Annotated in this window: 16 protein-coding genes and 2 other annotated features; of the genes, 4 read left to right on the plus strand and 12 right to left on the minus strand. The window is 36.3% G+C overall.

Annotated elements, in window-relative coordinates; translation table 11 throughout:
- Positions 1-130 precede the first annotated feature (130 nt).
- The gene (locus RBB48_RS20565) at positions 131-892 is read left to right on the plus strand and encodes a DODA-type extradiol aromatic ring-opening family dioxygenase (protein WP_306008006.1); all 762 of its coding nucleotides are present in this window, start codon (positions 131-133) and stop codon (positions 890-892) included.
- A gap of 53 nt (positions 893-945) precedes the next feature.
- On the opposite strand, the gene RBB48_RS20570 is transcribed toward RBB48_RS20565, so the two are convergent.
- The 3 genes from RBB48_RS20570 to RBB48_RS20580 form a co-directional block, all read right to left on the minus strand.
- Entirely contained in the window at positions 946-2,160 is a 1,215-nt protein-coding gene (locus tag RBB48_RS20570; RefSeq protein ID WP_060489966.1) for a multidrug efflux MFS transporter, read from the minus strand.
- 167 nt (positions 2,161-2,327) lie between these two features.
- Positions 2,328-3,179 (minus strand): GNAT family N-acetyltransferase, encoded by an 852-nt coding sequence (locus RBB48_RS20575; protein WP_098133632.1) that lies wholly within the window; start codon positions 3,177-3,179, stop codon positions 2,328-2,330.
- A gap of 18 nt (positions 3,180-3,197) precedes the next feature.
- On the minus strand, positions 3,198-3,914 hold the full coding sequence (locus RBB48_RS20580; RefSeq protein WP_046955070.1) for a DUF554 domain-containing protein: 717 nt from the start codon (positions 3,912-3,914) through the stop codon (positions 3,198-3,200).
- Between the two features lie 211 nt (positions 3,915-4,125).
- On the opposite strand from RBB48_RS20580, the gene RBB48_RS20585 reads away from it, so the two are divergent.
- Both RBB48_RS20585 and RBB48_RS20590 read left to right on the plus strand, forming a co-directional pair.
- Positions 4,126-5,229, plus strand: coding sequence for a CapA family protein (locus RBB48_RS20585; protein ID WP_088062993.1), 1,104 nt, complete (start codon positions 4,126-4,128; stop codon positions 5,227-5,229).
- Positions 5,230-5,281: 52 nt separating this feature from the next.
- Entirely contained in the window at positions 5,282-5,509 is a 228-nt protein-coding gene (locus RBB48_RS20590) for a hypothetical protein (RefSeq protein WP_088062992.1), read from the plus strand.
- Between the two features lie 79 nt (positions 5,510-5,588).
- Here RBB48_RS20590 and ilvA read toward each other — a convergent pair whose 3' ends face one another.
- Genes ilvA through ilvE form a run of 6 tightly spaced genes read right to left on the minus strand, consistent with a single transcriptional unit; the run spans position 5,589 to position 12,487 of the window.
- Positions 5,589-6,851, minus strand: coding sequence for a threonine ammonia-lyase IlvA (ilvA, locus tag RBB48_RS20595; RefSeq protein WP_046959078.1), 1,263 nt, complete (start codon positions 6,849-6,851; stop codon positions 5,589-5,591).
- A 31-nt stretch (positions 6,852-6,882) separates the two neighbouring features.
- Positions 6,883-8,556 (minus strand): dihydroxy-acid dehydratase, encoded by a 1,674-nt coding sequence (ilvD, locus tag RBB48_RS20600; protein ID WP_046959077.1) that lies wholly within the window; start codon positions 8,554-8,556, stop codon positions 6,883-6,885.
- A gap of 46 nt (positions 8,557-8,602) precedes the next feature.
- Positions 8,603-9,610, minus strand: a complete 1,008-nt coding sequence (gene ilvC, locus RBB48_RS20605) for a ketol-acid reductoisomerase (protein ID WP_088062991.1) — start codon at positions 9,608-9,610, stop codon at positions 8,603-8,605.
- 14 nt (positions 9,611-9,624) lie between these two features.
- Positions 9,625-9,855 (minus strand): ACT domain-containing protein, encoded by a 231-nt coding sequence (locus tag RBB48_RS20610; RefSeq protein ID WP_000019914.1) that lies wholly within the window; start codon positions 9,853-9,855, stop codon positions 9,625-9,627.
- Positions 9,852-11,564 carry an acetolactate synthase large subunit gene (gene ilvB, locus RBB48_RS20615; protein ID WP_087983032.1) on the minus strand — a complete coding sequence of 571 codons (1,713 nt, stop codon included), beginning with the start codon at positions 11,562-11,564 and terminating at the stop codon, positions 9,852-9,854. The genes RBB48_RS20610 and ilvB overlap by 4 nt, the downstream gene beginning before the upstream one ends.
- A gap of 23 nt (positions 11,565-11,587) precedes the next feature.
- Complete coding sequence (ilvE, locus tag RBB48_RS20620) at positions 11,588-12,487, minus strand: branched-chain-amino-acid transaminase (RefSeq protein WP_000528141.1); 900 nt, start codon at positions 12,485-12,487, stop codon at positions 11,588-11,590.
- A gap of 151 nt (positions 12,488-12,638) precedes the next feature.
- Positions 12,639-12,878, minus strand: a binding site (T-box leader).
- A 67-nt stretch (positions 12,879-12,945) separates the two neighbouring features.
- Positions 12,946-13,191 (minus strand) — a binding site (T-box leader).
- 260 nt (positions 13,192-13,451) lie between these two features.
- Here ilvE and RBB48_RS20625 point away from each other — a divergent pair.
- Positions 13,452-14,210, plus strand: a complete 759-nt coding sequence (locus RBB48_RS20625) for an SDR family oxidoreductase (RefSeq protein ID WP_088062990.1) — start codon at positions 13,452-13,454, stop codon at positions 14,208-14,210.
- 49 nt (positions 14,211-14,259) lie between these two features.
- Here the strand turns inward: RBB48_RS20625 and RBB48_RS20630 are convergent, their stop codons facing one another.
- Genes RBB48_RS20630 through RBB48_RS20640 form a run of 3 tightly spaced genes read right to left on the minus strand, consistent with a single transcriptional unit; the run spans position 14,260 to position 17,727 of the window.
- A complete protein-coding gene (locus tag RBB48_RS20630; RefSeq protein WP_075310075.1) occupies positions 14,260-14,949 on the minus strand; it encodes a response regulator transcription factor in 690 nt (229 codons plus the stop codon).
- A 15-nt stretch (positions 14,950-14,964) separates the two neighbouring features.
- Entirely contained in the window at positions 14,965-16,455 is a 1,491-nt protein-coding gene (locus RBB48_RS20635; RefSeq protein ID WP_087983038.1) for a sensor histidine kinase, read from the minus strand.
- Between the two features lie 27 nt (positions 16,456-16,482).
- The gene (locus tag RBB48_RS20640) at positions 16,483-17,727 is read right to left on the minus strand and encodes a copper resistance CopC/CopD family protein (protein ID WP_088062989.1); all 1,245 of its coding nucleotides are present in this window, start codon (positions 17,725-17,727) and stop codon (positions 16,483-16,485) included.
- Between the last annotated feature and the right edge of the window lie 11 nt (positions 17,728-17,738).

The raw sequence follows: 17,738 nt of genomic DNA on the forward strand, positions 1-17,738 counted from the left end.
CAATTGCCTTCATTATGACAAATGACCCACTTTTCCAATTAGCTCTTAAACTAATATATTGACGAACAGAAAATAAAATTATATAGTTACTTACATAAAGTAATTATTATATTTTGGGGAGGTTTCTATTATGATGCCATCATTATTTTTAGCACACGGATCACCGATGCTTGCTATTCAAGATACAGACTATACAAGGTTTTTAAAAACTCTTGGCGAAACATACAAACCGAAAGCAATTGTTATTTTCACCGCTCACTGGGAAAGCGAAGTATTAACGATTTCTTCATCAGATAACGAATATGAAACAATTTATGATTTTGGAGGTTTTCCTCCTGAGTTATACGAAATCAAATATCGTGCGAAAGGCTCTTCTAACATTGCATCTATGTTAGAAACAAAATTTAAAAACAAAGGTATTCCAGTCCATCATAATATGACGAGAGGTTTAGATCATGGCTCATGGACACTCTTGCACCGTATGTATCCAGAAGCAAATATTCCTGTCGTCCAAATTTCAGTCAATCCATTCCTTCCTGCAAAAGAGCAATTTAAGATTGGAGAAGCACTTAAAGGACTTGGACAAGAAGATATTTTAATAATCGGGAGCGGTGTTACCGTTCATAACTTACGAGCTTTAAAATGGAATCAAACTACACCCGAACAATGGGCAATTGAATTTGATGATTGGATTATTAAACATATGCAGACTACTGATAAAGATGCATTATTTAATTGGGAGAACAATGCCCCTCATGCACAATTAGCAGTACCAAGAGCAGAGCATTTTGTTCCTTTATTTATCGCTATGGGAAGCGGTGAAAATAACGGTGAAGTCATTCACCGCAGTTACGAGCTTGGTACATTAAGTTATCTTTGTCTTCAATTTTAAAGAAAAGGATGAAGCAATCGTCGCTTCATCCTTTTTCTTTTTCATTCACTTAGTTAACTAACTTCCAAATGTCGTTTCTCTGATACCTCTTCGTTCTTATTGTGAAAATAAACCCAAATGCACGCAATAAATAATAGTGATGAAGTAGAAAAGAAAACATATTGGAAGCCCGCATGTGCTGCAATTTGTCCACCAAGTACTGGTCCAATCATATTTCCTAAAAACTGAAACGATTGATTATACCCAAATATTCTTCCCGTTACATGGGTTGGTGTATGTTGTTTTAGTAGAGTTTGTACGGAAGGTAATAGTCCTGCTTGTGCAATACCTAATAAAAAGCGAAGAATTAATAGTTGCCAAGCCGAGGTTACAAATGCTTGCGGAATAAAAATAATTCCTGCCGCAAACAACGCCACAACTAACGTTTTTTGAGGTCCAATACGATCTGATAATCTCCCTAACTTAGGAGCTGCCATAATAATAGCTAAACCTGTCGCAGACATGACTGCGCCTGCAATCATTTCAATATGAGCCGTTCCTGGGCCTTCTAAATTCTTTACATACAATGTAATAATAGGTTGAATTGACATGTTCGCAAGTTGAATAATAAATGTTGTTACAAATAAACTAATAATTAAATGCTTTGCTGGAACCATCGTCCATACTTTTTTCGGTTGTGCTTTTTTTGCTTGAGCGGAGTGATTCTCTTCATGTAGGAAGAAAAAAACGATGAGAAAAGAAAGGAATAAAAAAGCTCCTGTAACAAGAAAAACATGGCGCATTCCAATTAACTCAGACAAGTATCCTCCAAGTAACGGGCCAAGTAAAGAACCGCTCACGCCCCCAGTTGAAATTGTGGAAATTGCCCAACCTGAATGCTCTTTCGGAGTTTCTGCTGCAATAAATGTCATCGCCGTTGAAAGGAAACCAGATACTGCTCCCATCAAAAACCTTAGTGCGACTAGTTGATACACATCCGTTACAAACCCCATAAGCGTCATAATAATCGCCATACCAAGGCTCGCACGAATCAACATCAATTTCCGTCCATGTATATCACCAAGCTTTCCCCATATTGGTGATACGATCGCACCCATTAAAAATGTTATACCAAATGCAAGTCCTGACCACTGTGCAATGCTAGAAGTGCCAGTCACCCCTAATTCCTCAATATAAAAAGATAAAAAAGGAATTACTAAACTCATACCGGCTGCAGTGGTAAAACAACCTAGCCAACAAATCATTAAATTTCGTTTCCAGTTGGCCATTTTCACACCTTCTTTCTTTAGATACCCATTCTACACCCTTTCTTGTAAAAAGTTTAGTAATTTGCTTTATTTGTAAGATTTACTACAAAACCCGCTATTTTCTAGTAAAAATCACTACATCTCTACATTATTTTCATAAAAAAACCAACTCCCATATATGGAGTTGGTTACTTATTCTCTAACGGTATTAAACACGCATCACAATTTCGCTCATAAAACTCAATCGGACCTGCTTGTCCAATAATTGCGTATTCATATCCTTCTTGCTTCATACTATGTAAACAACGATGTAACAATTCCTTACCTACACCTTTCACGCGATTTTGTTTCGCTGTGCCCATTGGACCAAACAATCCCTTCTTTCCTCTCACTACATCATAACAAGCGAAACCCACTATCACTTCTTCTTGTTCTGCTATATAAATAGGTAAATTTTCTTTATATGTACGAAATCCATACTCTATTGAATGTAACCAACGTTCACCAAATTCCTCATTAACAAAACTTGCTAATTTTTCAAAATCAGAAGGGCTAGCCTTTCTAACAGTACAAATTAAATGATTATAAGTAGGAACAAAATATTTTAGATCGACCGCTAAATCTCTTGGCTCAGCTATAATACGTAATATATCTTTTTGTATTTGTGCATTTCCAATAAACGTATCCGTGCGGAATAGCGCATATATAACATGCCCTTCATTTATTATTACTTGCTGGAAACGTTCCATACGTTTCTTCGCTATTTGTAAAATTTCTAGCACCTTATAAGATACCTTATATTGTCCTATTTTTTTATACTCTTGATACGGTGAATCGTATTGTTTTCGTATTGAAAATTTTTCTAAAAAATCCGTACCCAAGTTACGAAACAAATACATATACAACTCGCTACAAACTCCAGTGCCTTCTTTACTCATTCCGATAAACAGATGAATTGATTGAATAATATTATTTTCCGCCTCTTCTGCTGCAATCTTCAATATGTTATGCACACGTTTTGTATATTGAAATTCCTCCATATATATATCCATCCCCTACTACTTTACTATTAAACCGTAACCGTAAATAAGTGAAACAATTATTCCAACTACCAATATACCTGGCAGTAAATTTGCCACTTTAATTTTAATAATACCAAGTAAGTTCAATCCAATAGCGGCTATCATAATACCACCTGTAGCTGTCATTTCCACTATAAATTGATTCATTAATTCTTTCGGGACCAAACTATTAATTTGTGTTGCAAAAACCGCAATCCCTCCTTCATATAAAATAACTGGAATCGCCGAAAATACTACGCCAATTCCTAAAGTTGTCGTTAATATAATAGAAATAAACCCATCGATAATCGCCTTTGTAAATAAAATATCATGATTTCCGCGAATCCCACTGTCGAGTGCACCAAGTATGCCCATCGCACCAATTGCAAAAATTAAAGTAGCTGTTACAAACCCTTCTGATATGCTCCCTTTCCCTTTCGATCCAACTTTATTTTCTAGCCAATCTCCTAACAGCTTTAACTTTTCCTCTAGTTGTAGCCATTCCCCGATGACGGTACCAATAACTAAACTTAAAATGACAACAAGAAAATTTTCACTTTTCAATGCCATTTGAAGTCCAAGCACAGTAACTGCTAAACCGATTGCATGCATAATTGTTCCCTTCATACTTTCTGGAATTCTACTAAATAATTTTCCTAGTAAAGTACCAAATATAATACAAATCCCATTTACAACTGCTCCTAATATAACCATCTCTCGTTCTTCACCCTTCGAATTCTTTATTTCTATATTTTGGTTTATACATTGATTTACAGGTTATCTATATGTTAACTTAATATTGAGAATATTAACAAATGTTTTCACTACATAAACTGCATTTGTAGTTATACATAAAGTGAAACTTTAACTAGCGCGAGTTTTATTGCCCACAAATTGCGGTATAAACTCAAAAGGGAAGGTATTTATGAAAACTTTACTAAAACGATTTCTGTTAATAGCCTTTTGCATTACACCAATTGTTTTATTAGTTAACTACTCTTTTATTTCAAAAGCGAAAGACAAACCCGATTTGCAAAACAAATCTAGTAAAACAGCTTCAACAAGTGAAAAGAAAATAGAAGACAAGGAAATCACACTCACCTTCTCTGGTGATACAATGTTAGATTGGCAATTACGTCCTGTAATCGAAAAAAACGGGGCTGATTATCCATTCCAACATGTAAAAGAAGAAATAACAAAAGCTGATATTTCTTTCGTTAATTTAGAGTCAGCATTTACAACGAGAGAAAAGAAAGCTCCTGGACAACTGTTTTGGATTAAAAGTGATCCATCTACACTAAAAGCTATTAAAAACACGGGATATGACATCGTAAATATTGGGAATAACCATACACTTGATTATGGGCAAGATGGATTATTAGACACGATTTCTCACGTTGAAAAATTAAAGTTCCCTTACATTGGAGCCGGAAAGAATGCAAAGGATGCATATACTGCACGAGAAATGACTGTAAAAGGGAAAAAGTTCAAATTTCTTTCCTTCGTTCGATTTATGCCTGATACGAATTGGGTAGCTGGTGACAATAAACCTGGCGTTGCGAACGGATATGATTTAAATCTTGTAACAAAAACAATTAAAGAGCAAAAGAAAGATGCAGACTATTTAATCATCTATATGCATTGGGGCGTTGAAAAATCAAATCGTCCGGTAGAATACCAAAAACAATATGTACCTAAAATGGTTGAAGCAGGAGCTGACGCGATTGTCGGGAGTCACCCGCATTGGTTACAAGGATTTGAGTATTATAATAACGTTCCTATCGCTTATTCATTAGGTAACTTTTTATTCCCAAGTTATGTAAGCGGGAAAAGCGCCGAAACTGGCGTATTAACTTTAACTTTTAAAGGAAAGGATGTCCAAATGTCATTCAATCCTTACATCATTCGCAACAACCAAGTTTCCCCTGTAAATGAGGAAGAAAAGAAAAAAGCTCTACAGTATTTACAAACGATTTCAACTGATGTAGAAATTGATGATACAGGGAACATAAAAAACAAACGAAACTAGACAGCGCAAGATTTATTTCTCTGTAACATACTTTACAGAATAGGTGATGAACATGCTGAAAGACTTATTAGAAAATGTAAGTTTGTTAGAGAATATTTATAAAATATCTATAGCCGTTCTACTTTTATGTTCATTTTTTTCTGTTAAACTTCTAAAAAAAATAAAACGTGAACGAAAACTTACTACCTTTGAATTTATTATGTATGTAATCATTCGCATTGCGATACTCTTTTGGTTAACTAGCTTTATCCTACTTGAATATGGAAAGTATATAGTGTAATTATAAAAAGATAGATACAAGCAGCATTTCCGCTGTTTGCATCTATCTTTTTTATTTGGATGCTAACTCTTTCCTTCTATTAAATAAGCAAATCAAACAAAATAGGATTTTTATTAAGCTCCATAAATTGAATATTATTTTCTTTAAAACGAGTAATTAATTGCTCATAATCTTCTTTATGTTTCAACTCTACTCCGACTAGTGCTGGGCCATTTTCTTTATTATGTTTCTTAATGTATTCAAAACGAGTAATATCATCTTCTGGCCCTAATCCCTTATCAAGAAACTCTCTTAGCGCACCTGAACGCTGCGGGAATTCAATGATAAAATAATGCTTTAACCCTTCGTAAATGAGCGAACGTTCTTTCATTTCTTGCATTCTATCAATATCATTATTTCCACCACTTAGCGTACATACAACTGTTTTACCTTTTATTTCATCTCTATATAAATCAAGCGCTGCAATAGATAGTGCACCAGCCGGTTCAGCTACAATTGCATTTTTCTTATACAGTTCTAAAATCGTCGTACAAACCTTTCCTTCTGGTACTAAAACAATATCATCAATTACATCTTTACAAGTTTCAAATGTTAACTTTCCTACCTTTTTGACAGCTGCCCCATCAACAAAACTATCTATTTTCTCTAACGCGACATTTTCGTTTTGAAGAAAAGCCTCTTTCATAGATGCAGCTCCCATTGGCTCTACGCCAATGACCTTTGTAGCAGGACTAACACCTTTTACATATGTACCAACACCTGATGCTAACCCACCGCCTCCAATTGCTGTAAAGATATAATCCACTGGTTTCTCCATATCATGCATAATTTCAACTGCCACTGTTCCTTGACCAGCAACTACATGCGGATCATCAAACGGATGAACAAACGTCATTCTATTTTCTTCACAATAGCGCTGTGCTTCTTGGAAAGAGCTATCAAATGTATCACCAACTAATACAATTTCTGCAAAATCACTACCGAAAAATTGTACTTGCGATACTTTTTGTTTAGGTGTCGTTGTTGGCATGAAGATTTTCGACGGAATCTTCAATAAATTACACGTATAAGCAACTCCTTGCGCATGATTACCAGCACTTGCACAAACAACACCGTTTTGTAATTGTTCTTTCGATAAACTTTGAATTAAATTGTACGCACCACGAATTTTGAAAGAGCGAATCAATTGTAAGTCTTCTCGTTTTACATAAACGTCACAATCATATTTCTCAGATAGAACTGTATCACGTTGTAACGGTGTTTTAATAACGATATCTTTCATGCAATTATGTGCCATTAAGATATCTTCAATTTTCACTCTCTCCTTTACCTTCTGCACCATTATATATCATCCTTATCTCTTTTAAATTGGCTCAATCAAAATCCGGGATTTTTAGAACTGCACCTGTATTTGCCGATGTTACCATCTGCGCATAACGTCCAAGCCAGCCAGTTTTCACTTTCGGTTCTGGTCGTTTCCATTCTTTTTTACGCTTATCTAATTCTTCATCACTAACTCTTACTTCTAACAATCTTTCCTCAACATCGATACAAACGATATCCCCTTGCTTGAGAAGTGCAATCGTTCCCCCCGCAGCTGCTTCTGGCGAAATATGCCCTACCGAAATACCACGTGAAGCTCCAGAAAAACGTCCATCCGTTAATAGCGCAACATCTGCACCTAATCCCATACCAGCAATCGCTGACGTTGGTGCTAACATTTCCGGCATACCAGGACCGCCTCTTGGTCCTTCATAGCGAATAACAACTACATCGCCTTTCTTAACCTTTCCAAGCATAATGCCCGCAAGTGCCTCATCTTGTGAATTAAAAATAACGCAAGGTCCTTCAAATCGTTTTACTTCTGTTGCCCCACTTTTAATAACTGCCCCATCTTTCGCAAGGTTTCCTTTTAATATACGTAATCCCCCTTCTTCACTATGAGGGTTTTCGAGAGAATGAATAACTTCCCTATCTTTAATCTCTGCATGAGCAATGTTTTCTCTTAATGTTTGCCCAGTAGCAGTAATACGGTCTAAATGAAGCACCCCTTCTTTTCGGCTCATCTCTTTCAAAATTGCACTAATTCCGCCTGCTCGATCAATATCCTCCATATGCCAATTGGAGGCAGGACTTACTTTACATAAATGTGGTACACGTCTTGAAACGGCATCAATGCGGTTCATATCGTAATCTAAACCCGCTTCTTGTGCGAGCGCCAATGTGTGCAACACTGTATTTGTTGAACCGCCCATCGCCATATCAAGCGCGAACGCATCATCAATTGCTTCTTCCGTTACAATGTCTCTCGGTTTAATATCTCTTTCAATTAAAATCTTTAATTTCTCTGCTGCTTGTTTAATTAATTCTTCACGTCTTGGATCAATAGCTAAAATACTTCCGTTACCAGGAAGAGCTAAACCTAATACTTCACATAAACAGTTCATAGAGTTCGCTGTAAACATACCAGAACAAGAACCACAAGATGGACAGCCATGATCTTCAATATCCTTTAATTCTTCTTCTGAAATTTTCCCAGATTGATAAGCTCCTACTCCTTCGAAAACAGAACTTAAATCGACAACCTCCCCTTTAGAAGTCTTCCCAGCTGCCATCGGTCCACCTGAAACAAAAACAGTTGGAATGTTAATACGAAGTGCAGCCATCATCATACCGGGGGTAATTTTGTCACAGTTTGGAATACAAATCATGCCATCAAACCAATGTGCATTTACAACCGTTTCTACTGAATCTGCAATGATTTCACGACTCGGAAGCGAATAACGCATACCGATATGCCCCATCGCAATACCGTCATCTACTCCAATTGTATTAAATTCAAATGGAACCATACCTGCTGCACGCACTGCTTCTTTAACAAGTTTTCCAAACTCATTTAAGTGCTTATGACCTGGAATAATTTCAATAAAAGAATTACAGATAGCTATAAACGGTTTATCAAAATCTTCATCTTTCAAACCAGTTGCTTTTAATAAACTACGGTGCGGTGCTTTATCAAAACCTTTTTTAATCATGTCACTTCTCATCTTGTCAAATCCCCTCTTACGTATTTTTCACTTACAATCTCTTTCTCTATTTCTTTACTAATTCTTTCGGTGCATGAATCCAGCTCATCATTTCACGAAGCTCTGCCCCCACTTTTTCTAACTGATGATTTTTCTCTGCTTTTTTCATGGCATTATACGTTGGACGCCCAGCTTGATTTTCTAAAATCCATTTCTTCGCGAATTCACCTTGCTGAATTTCTGTAAGAACACGTTTCATTTCTTTCTTCGTTTCATCTGTAACAATTCTCGATCCTGTTACATAATCTCCAAACTCAGCCGTATCTGAAATAGAATGGCGCATGTTCGTTAAACCACCTTCGTACATTAAATCAACAATTAACTTTAATTCATGCAAACATTCAAAGTATGCAATTTCAGGACGATATCCGCCTTCTGTTAACGTTTCAAAACCAGCTTTCACAAGTGCAGTTACCCCGCCGCAAAGTACCGCTTGCTCACCAAACAAATCTGTTTCTGTTTCTTCTTGGAATGTCGTTTCAATTACACCTGCACGTGTACAACCTACACCTTTTGCATACGCAAGCGCTACACTTAATGCCGTGCCTGTTGCATCTTGATGTACAGCGACTAATGCCGGAACACCATTTCCTTCTTGAAATACACGGCGAACGAGATGACCTGGACTTTTTGGCGCGACCATTGCTACATCTACGTAACTTGGCGGATTAATTTGTCCGAAGTGAATATTAAATCCATGTGAGAAAAGTAACATTTGTCCTTCACGGAGATTCTCTTCTACTTCTGCTCTATACACATGTGCTTGCTGTTCATCCGGTAATAGCATTTGTACAACTTGCGCGGTTCGAACCGCTTCTGAAACAGACATTACTTCAAACCCATCTGCTTTTGCTACTTCAAAAGACTTACCAGGTCGAACACCGACTACAACTTCCACACCAGAATCACGTAAATTTTGCGCCTGCGCATGACCTTGAGATCCATAACCAATTACCACAACTGTTTTCCCTTGTAATAACTCTAATTTTGCATCTTTCTCATAATACGTTTTCATATTCCATACACTCCTTATAATTTATTTACTTGCAGTACATCAATTAATTTTTTCAACTGACCGACAAGTAATGTCGCTTCATTTTCAGTACAAACTGCTGTGAGTTTCATTTCAGAAACGCCACTAGTATCTCTTTCGTTTAAATGTAAAGAAGAAATATAATAACCACGCCGAGCAAAAATCCCACTTATACGTAATAAGACGCTTGGCTCGTTATGAATAACGAGTGAAAAAGTATGACTCATTCTTCCCACCTCTTCATAATCATTTCGTTATTCCCTTTGTTTGGCGGAACCATCGGAAATACGTTTTCACCTTCTTCTACACAAAAATCAACTACGACAGGACCATCATGAGCAAATGCTTCTAACATCACTTGTTTCGCCTCTGTTGAATTTGTCGCCCTTAATCCCTTCACTCCATAAGCTTCTGCCACTTTCACAAAATCTGGTGATCCGATTTTTGACTCTGATAAACGATTTTCATAAAACATCTCTTGCCATTGCCTTACCATCCCTAAAAATTTATTATTTATAATAAATACTTTTACAGGAATATTATTTTCAGCAATTGTTTGTAATTCTTGAATGTTCATTTGAAAAGAAGCATCGCCCGCAATACAAATGACGAGTTCTTCTTCTTTCGCAAGCTGAGCACCAACTGCCGCTGGGAAACCAAATCCCATCGTTCCTAGTCCGCCAGATGTTAGAAACGTCCGTGGGTTTTTCGCTTTATAAAAATGAGCAGCCCACATTTGATGCTGTCCTACTTCTGTCGTAACAATCGCTTCACCATTCGTTAATTCACTTACTAGACTAATAACATGCTGTGGTTTTAACTCACATTCTTTTTGATTGTAGGAAAGAGGATATTCCGCTTTCCATTCCTCTATTTTCGTAAGCCATTCATTTGTTTGTGTACGAATTGGCATATGTAACAACATATGTAACGCTTTTTTCACATCTCCAACAATCGGATATTCCACAGTTACATTTTTATGGAACTCCGAAGGATCTATATCAATATGTACCTTTTTTGAATGCGGAGAAAAGAGTTCTAATTTTCCTGTTACACGATCATCAAAGCGAACACCTAACGCAAGTAATAAATCACATTCTGTTACTGCCATATTTGCAGCGTACGTTCCATGCATGCCGAGCATTCCTAAAAATAACGAATCTCCCGGCGGATATGCACCAAGTCCCATTAAAGTGGAAACGACAGGAATACGATTTTCCCTCGCAAACTGAATAAGTTCATCAGAACCACCCGAATGAATGATCCCTCCTCCAATATAAAGAAGGGGACGTTTTGCTTCGGAAATTGCTTTAGCTACCTCTCTAAGCTTCCTACCGTCTGGCATAGGCTCTAATTTGTACCCTGGAATCTCAATTACTTCATTATAAAAACTTGTTACATTTTCATTTTGAACATCTTTTGGAATATCAATTAATACTGGTCCTGGTCGCCCGCTTTCGGCGATGTAAAAAGCTTCTTGTACAATGCGTGATAAATGATTCACATCACGAACTTGGTAATTATGCTTCGTAACAGGTACTGTAATCCCGACAACATCTGCTTCTTGAAATCCATCTTTTCCGATGAGAGGTTTTGCAACTTGCCCTGTAATGACAACTAAAGGAATCGAATCCATATAAGCATCTGCTAAACCCGTAACTAAATTTGTCGCCCCTGGGCCAGAGGTAGCAAAGACTACCCCGACCTTTCCAGAAGCTCTCGCATATCCTTCTGCCGCATGAATGGCAGCTTGTTCATGACGAGTTAAAACGTGCTTCAAACCACTTCCATATAACGCGTCGTACACTGGCAAAATCGCTCCGCCTGGATAACCGAAAACAGTCGTTACACCTATTTTTTTCAAGCATTGAATAACATGTCCGGCACCTGTCACATCTTCACACTGTAATTTCTCACGTGTTGTATGTTGTTCCATTTTAATTAACTCCTCTCCCCTACCTACAGTAAGCTCTCCGCCAGTCCTGGAACACGTACTCCTCTTTCTCTCGTTAACTTTTTAAATTCCTCTGTCAATTGTTTCGTTACACTTCCTGGTTTTCCATCTCCAATCTCTCTTGAATCAACTTTTACAACTGGAATTAATTCTGCTGCCGTTCCTGTTAAAAACACTTCATCTGCTACATATACGTCATGGCGAGTAAATGGCCTTTCCTCACATGGAATATTAAGTCGTTCACATAGCTCGATAACACTATTTCTCGTAATACCTTCTAGCGCCCCTAAGTAAGAAGGAGGTGTTAACACTTTTCCATCTTTCACAACGAAAACATTGTCTCCGGATCCTTCACAAACATATCCTTGTTGATTTAACATAAGGGCCTCTAACACTCCTGCTTGTGCCGCTTCAATTTTCACAAGTACGTTATTTAAATAGTTCATTGACTTAATACGTGGATCTAATGCATCTGGCGTATTACGTCTCGATGCAACAGATACAACGCTTAGTCCATTATCGTAAAATTCCTGTGGGAATAACTTTAATTGTTCTGCAATGATAATAACGCTCGGTTTCACACAACTTCTAGGATCGAGCCCTAAGTCACCTTTTCCTCTTGAAACAATTAATCGAATGTAGGCATCAGCATATTCATTTTTTTGCAATGTTTGTAAAACTGCTTCTTCCATTTCGTTAACTGTCAGTGGGATTGTAAGTAGAATAGATTTTGCCGATTCGTATAATCGTTTTACATGTTCTTTTAAACAAAATACATTTCCACCGTAACTACGAATCCCTTCAAATACACCATCTCCGTATAAAAAACCGTGATCATATACTGAAACAACTGCCTTTTCTTTTTCTACAAATTCCCCATTCATATAAATATACTGGTTTCCCATCTCACATCGCTCCTCTTTTTTCTCTCTATTTTTGCAATCTATTTCTATATCGATTGCTGAGATGAGTTATTTTAACAGAATATTCAGTATATAAACCTTAAAAATATACTCGTCTCAACAATCGATTACATACATACTTGTAGCAATCCATTGCTGAGACGAGGGAATCGTGGTACCACTCAGCTTCCTTACACTTCTCACGAAATATAAGCTCTGCAAGTCCAATTAGACTTTTGTTTTTCTATCGGAAACAACTCCGCTACTTTTTACTAGTTTTCAAAAGTAGTACTCCGAGGTGATTTTCAATGATGAAATTGTTACCACCCTCACAGCTTCTGGGCAGCTCTCTGAAACAATTTTCTTCATTTACTCTCCTCTTCTACGCATTTTCGTATTCTATTTTTTAAAATAAAAACTCTCGCCTCAGCAATCAACTACTACAATTTAGTAGCTTTGATTGCTGAGGCGAGAGTTTCGCGGTACCACTCAGCTTCCTTATACTTCTCGCGAAATATAAGCTTTGTAGGTCCAATTAGACCCCCGTCCTTTTACCGGAGACGATGCCGTCGCCCTCTACTCAGTTTCCCTTTCGCAAGCGATGCTCCGAGGTGATATTCAATGATTCGATTGTTACTACTCTCACAGCCTAGGAGCAGCTCTCTGAAACGATCATAACCATCTACTTTCCTCTTCTTTGCATATGTAACATATAAAGTTTAAAGATTCTTAATTAACTTTTATTTGTTAAACGTATTATAGGACGTTGTTCTTTTCATTGTCAACATGTTTTTCCGAAAAAAAATAAAATTCAATCAATTCAAGAGAAGTCTATTTATTTTTTCTCAAAACAAAATCGGAATGAACTTCTTACACATACTCATATATTACTTAAGTATGTTCGCATTACTACATAAAGAAAAACAACTTAATAACATAAAAATTTTTTTGAGGAGATGAGAAAACTATGTTAAAAGGAAAAGTGGCATTAGTTACAGGAGCAAGCCGAGGAATTGGACGTGCTATTGCAAAACGTTTAGCGAACGACGGTGCATTAGTTGCTATTCATTACGGAAATCGAATAGAAGATGCTGAAGAAACTGTTTATGAAATTCAATCAAATGGCGGATCAGCTTTTTCTATCGGTGCAAACCTTGAATCTTTACATGGTGTAGAAACCCTTTATAGTTCTTTAGATAGCGAATTACAAAAAAGAACTGGTAGTACTAAATTTGATATTTTAATAAACAACGCTGGAATTGGTCCTGGTGCTTTTATTGAAGAAACGACTGAACAATTTTTTGATAGAATGGTTTCTGTTAATGCAAAAGCACCATTCTTTATCATCCAACAAGCTCTATCTCGTTTACGTGACAATAGCCGAATTATTAATATTTCATCCGCTGCCACTCGTATTTCTTTACCTGATTTCGTTGCATATAGTATGACGAAAGGCGCTATTAATACGATGACTTTCACGCTAGCAAAACAGCTCGGAGCACAAGGAATAACAGTGAATGCAATACTTCCTGGATTTATTAAAACCGATATGAATGCAGAACTCTTGAGCGATCCAATGATGAAACAGTATGCCACTACCATTTCCGCTTTTAATCGCTTAGGTGAAGTAGAAGATATTGCCGATACCGCGGCATTTCTCGCTTCTCCAGACAGCCGCTGGGTTACTGGACAATTAATTGATGTGAGCGGAGGATCTTGTTTGTAATTTCTTAATCTACTTACGCAAAAAAAGCCAGCATTTTTGCTGGCCTTTTTCACTGTGTAAAACGATACCCTACTCCCCAAATTGTTTCGATATATGATTTATCAAATGGATCGAGTTCAATTTTGTGACGAATATTTTTCACATGGACAGCAACCGTTGCTGCATCACCAATTACATCCATCCCCCATACAGTTTCAAAGAGACGATCTTTACTAAATACTTGATTTGGATGTTCTGCCATACAAGTTAATAAATCAAATTCTTTTCCTGTTAACATGATTTCAGTTCCATTTACAAATACACGTCGGGCCGATTTATCAATAAGTAATCCTCGAATACGAATTTCATCTTTTATTTGTTCTCGTTTTCCTGTTAAACGATCATAACGAGCTAGATGAGCATTTACACGTGCCACCATTTCACTCGGGCTAAACGGTTTTATAATATAATCATCTGCTCCAAAACCTAACCCTTTAATTTTATCGATTTCCTCTTGTTTTGCGGACACCATAAGTATTGGTATGTCCTTTTCCAATCGAACTTGTTTACAAATTTCATATCCATCTATTCCCGGTAACATTATGTCTAAAATTAACAAGTCATAATCCTCCAGCAGAACTCTTTGTAACCCTTTTTCGCCAGAGTAATCAATATCTACTGTATACCCAGCAACCTCTAAATAATCCTTTTCTAACTCTGCTATAATAGCTTCATCTTCAATAATTAAAATTCTTTTCAAGATGCTCTCCTTTTTCTAATTGATTTTTTGTAATGTAAATGCCAGCGTCGTTCCTTTACCTTTTTTGCTTTCTACCCAAATATCACCACCATGTTGTGTGATAATCTGATGTGCAATTGACAAACCAAGTCCGCTTCCACCTGTTTTAGAATTTCTAGAATGATCTGCACGATAAAACCTTTCAAATATATGAGGCAACGCCTTCTCTTCTATTCCTACCCCATTATCTTTTATGTAAATCGTTACATAATCAATAGATTCGGTCATGCGAATTCCTATATATCCTTCTTCTTTATCCATATACTTCACACTATTCCAAATGATATTTGTAATAACACGACGTAATTTTTCACGATCACCTTTTACCAAAATAGAAGTATCCTTTTGAGCATCCCATCTCACTGTAATTCCCTTATCTTGCAATTCAAGTTGTAGTTCTTCTATGCAATCAGATAAGTATTGGTTAATTTCAACCTCTTCAAATTGAAATGGTTCCTCTTTCAAATCAAGTTTTGAAAAGAGAAAAAGCTCGTCAATTAATTGATCCATATCAAACACTTTATGATAAATAATCGTTAAATATTTATCTAATTGTTCTGGAGTTCGAGCGATACCTTCTTTAATTCCTTGTACATAACCTTTAATAGCCGTTATTGGCGTCCGTAAATCATGAGAAATATTTGAAAGCAATTCTTTACGATTCTTTTCATATTGCATTTGCAACTCGACCGATTCCTTCAATCTGCCACGCATCTCTTCAAACGATAAACTTAATTCACCTATTTCATCTTTCGCAAGTGGCTTTACTTGAAAATCTAAATCACCCTTTTGAATTCTTTCCGTTGCCTGCTTTAATGAATGCAATGGTTTAATAATACTCCGTGATATAAAATATGTTAATATTCCATTCGTAATAATTAACCCAAGTATTAAAGAGAATACGAAATACGGGAAAAATTCTCTAATCATTTCTTCTAAAGGATTTACATACTCAAATACAAAAATACTGACCTTATCCTTCTCTTCATCGTAGTAATCAAATTGCTTATAGTAAAAAGAATTACCCTCTATTTTCACATCCATTCCCTTTCTTTGTCCTTCCGTTTCAAATGCGGGTAGGTATTTATCAAAAGAAGAGATTTTAAAATATGGGGATGAATATGTAAGCTCATCATTTTTTCGAATTAGTAATCCTGCTTGATTATCGTTTAATTCTTTATCAGTTTCCTTTAAAAAATGTATATCCTCCAATTTATCTGGAGCATACGATGAAAGAATTTTCAACCTACTGAAAATATCATCTTCATCTTCTTTTGTACGAATAGCTCCCTCCTGCTCTTTATCAATGAGAGAATGACTATTTTGATTAAGACCAATGATTGCTTTTGCAATACGAATATCACCAAATAAAGTAACACTAATTAACATAACTGCTATACCGCAAAAAACGATTGGAATAATTACCATCGCAACATACGACAACAGCAATCTAATACGGATTGACATTACAGAACTCCTATGAACATTATAATTTTAGCTTGTTACAGAATTCACCGGAAACGAAACTTGACTCATCCAAATACCAGCTAATAATACGAGTATAGCTAGAACCATTTCTAAGAGCAATAAACGGCGATTAACTGTTCCAATATCGATACCCCATGTTTTCGTTTGTCTCCATGCTACAATTGTAATTATACATACAGTAAGAATCTTTATATTTAAAAGGTTCGTCCATATTGAATTAAAATTAAAAAGTACCCAATTCCTTGTCTGTAGAAACACAATTAATTCCCCAGAAAGAAATGCTAGAATAAATGAAATACCAGCAATACTACTAAAATGTTTACGGAAACGCTTTTGATCAAATGTAATTTTGTATAATGTTGTCCACGCTATAACAAGAACTAAATAAATAAGTGCTCCTAGCCACACTGCAATACTCATAACATGGACCATTCTAATTATAACTGCTGCCCAATTTGGATTAGTAATCCATACATGACCTGTGAAAGAAAAACTCGCAACAAGAAATCCCCAAACTAGCGCATACCATTCGTTCCCCATATGTTGCAAAGACATAAGAACTAATAATAGCAGTTGAATCATAATAATAACTGAAAATGGCGAATGAATAAGTAAACTTCCCTTCGGAATAACTGACTTATATACTATTAATTCAGCTATTAATCCTACTACAAGTATAGAGAAGAAAATCTTTTTCATATTCTTCATTCTTTGCAATATGGACGGTAATCTATAACGTTTAACAAACATATCGAGCCACTTTACTCCTGCTCCAATTAAAATCATTCCCTCTACAATATAGCGTAGTGTTACTATCATAACATCTGAAAATACTGAGCCACTCCCACTCGCATTTCCCTCTACCACTACATTAGTTTGTACTTCTTCTCCAATTGAAAAGGGATAGCTGCCCCCACTCGGATGTCCGTCTGCAGAAATCATAGACCACCTTACTGTGTAAGTACCATTATTTAAGTTTGGTAATTTCACTTTTATTTTTGTTGGGTTATCTAATATTTCAACCTTTGATACTTGCACTCTCTTTGCACTTGGATCTAGCAGTTCAATATTGACTACATTTCCTGTAACTGGTTCACTAAATTCAAGAATAATCTGTTCCGGTTGTACTGTAAGAACCTCCCCCTCTTTAGGGGTGGCTCCTACAACACTTGTATGAGCAAATACACTACTATGAGAAAATAAAAATATACTTACACTTGTTAAAATAAATACTATCATTCTATAAAGCATGAAAACCTCCG

The organism is Bacillus sp. MMSF_3353 (genome assembly GCF_030733445.1).
In the GTDB taxonomy this organism is placed as follows: Bacteria; Bacillota; Bacilli; order Bacillales; family Bacillaceae_G; genus Bacillus_A; species Bacillus_A wiedmannii.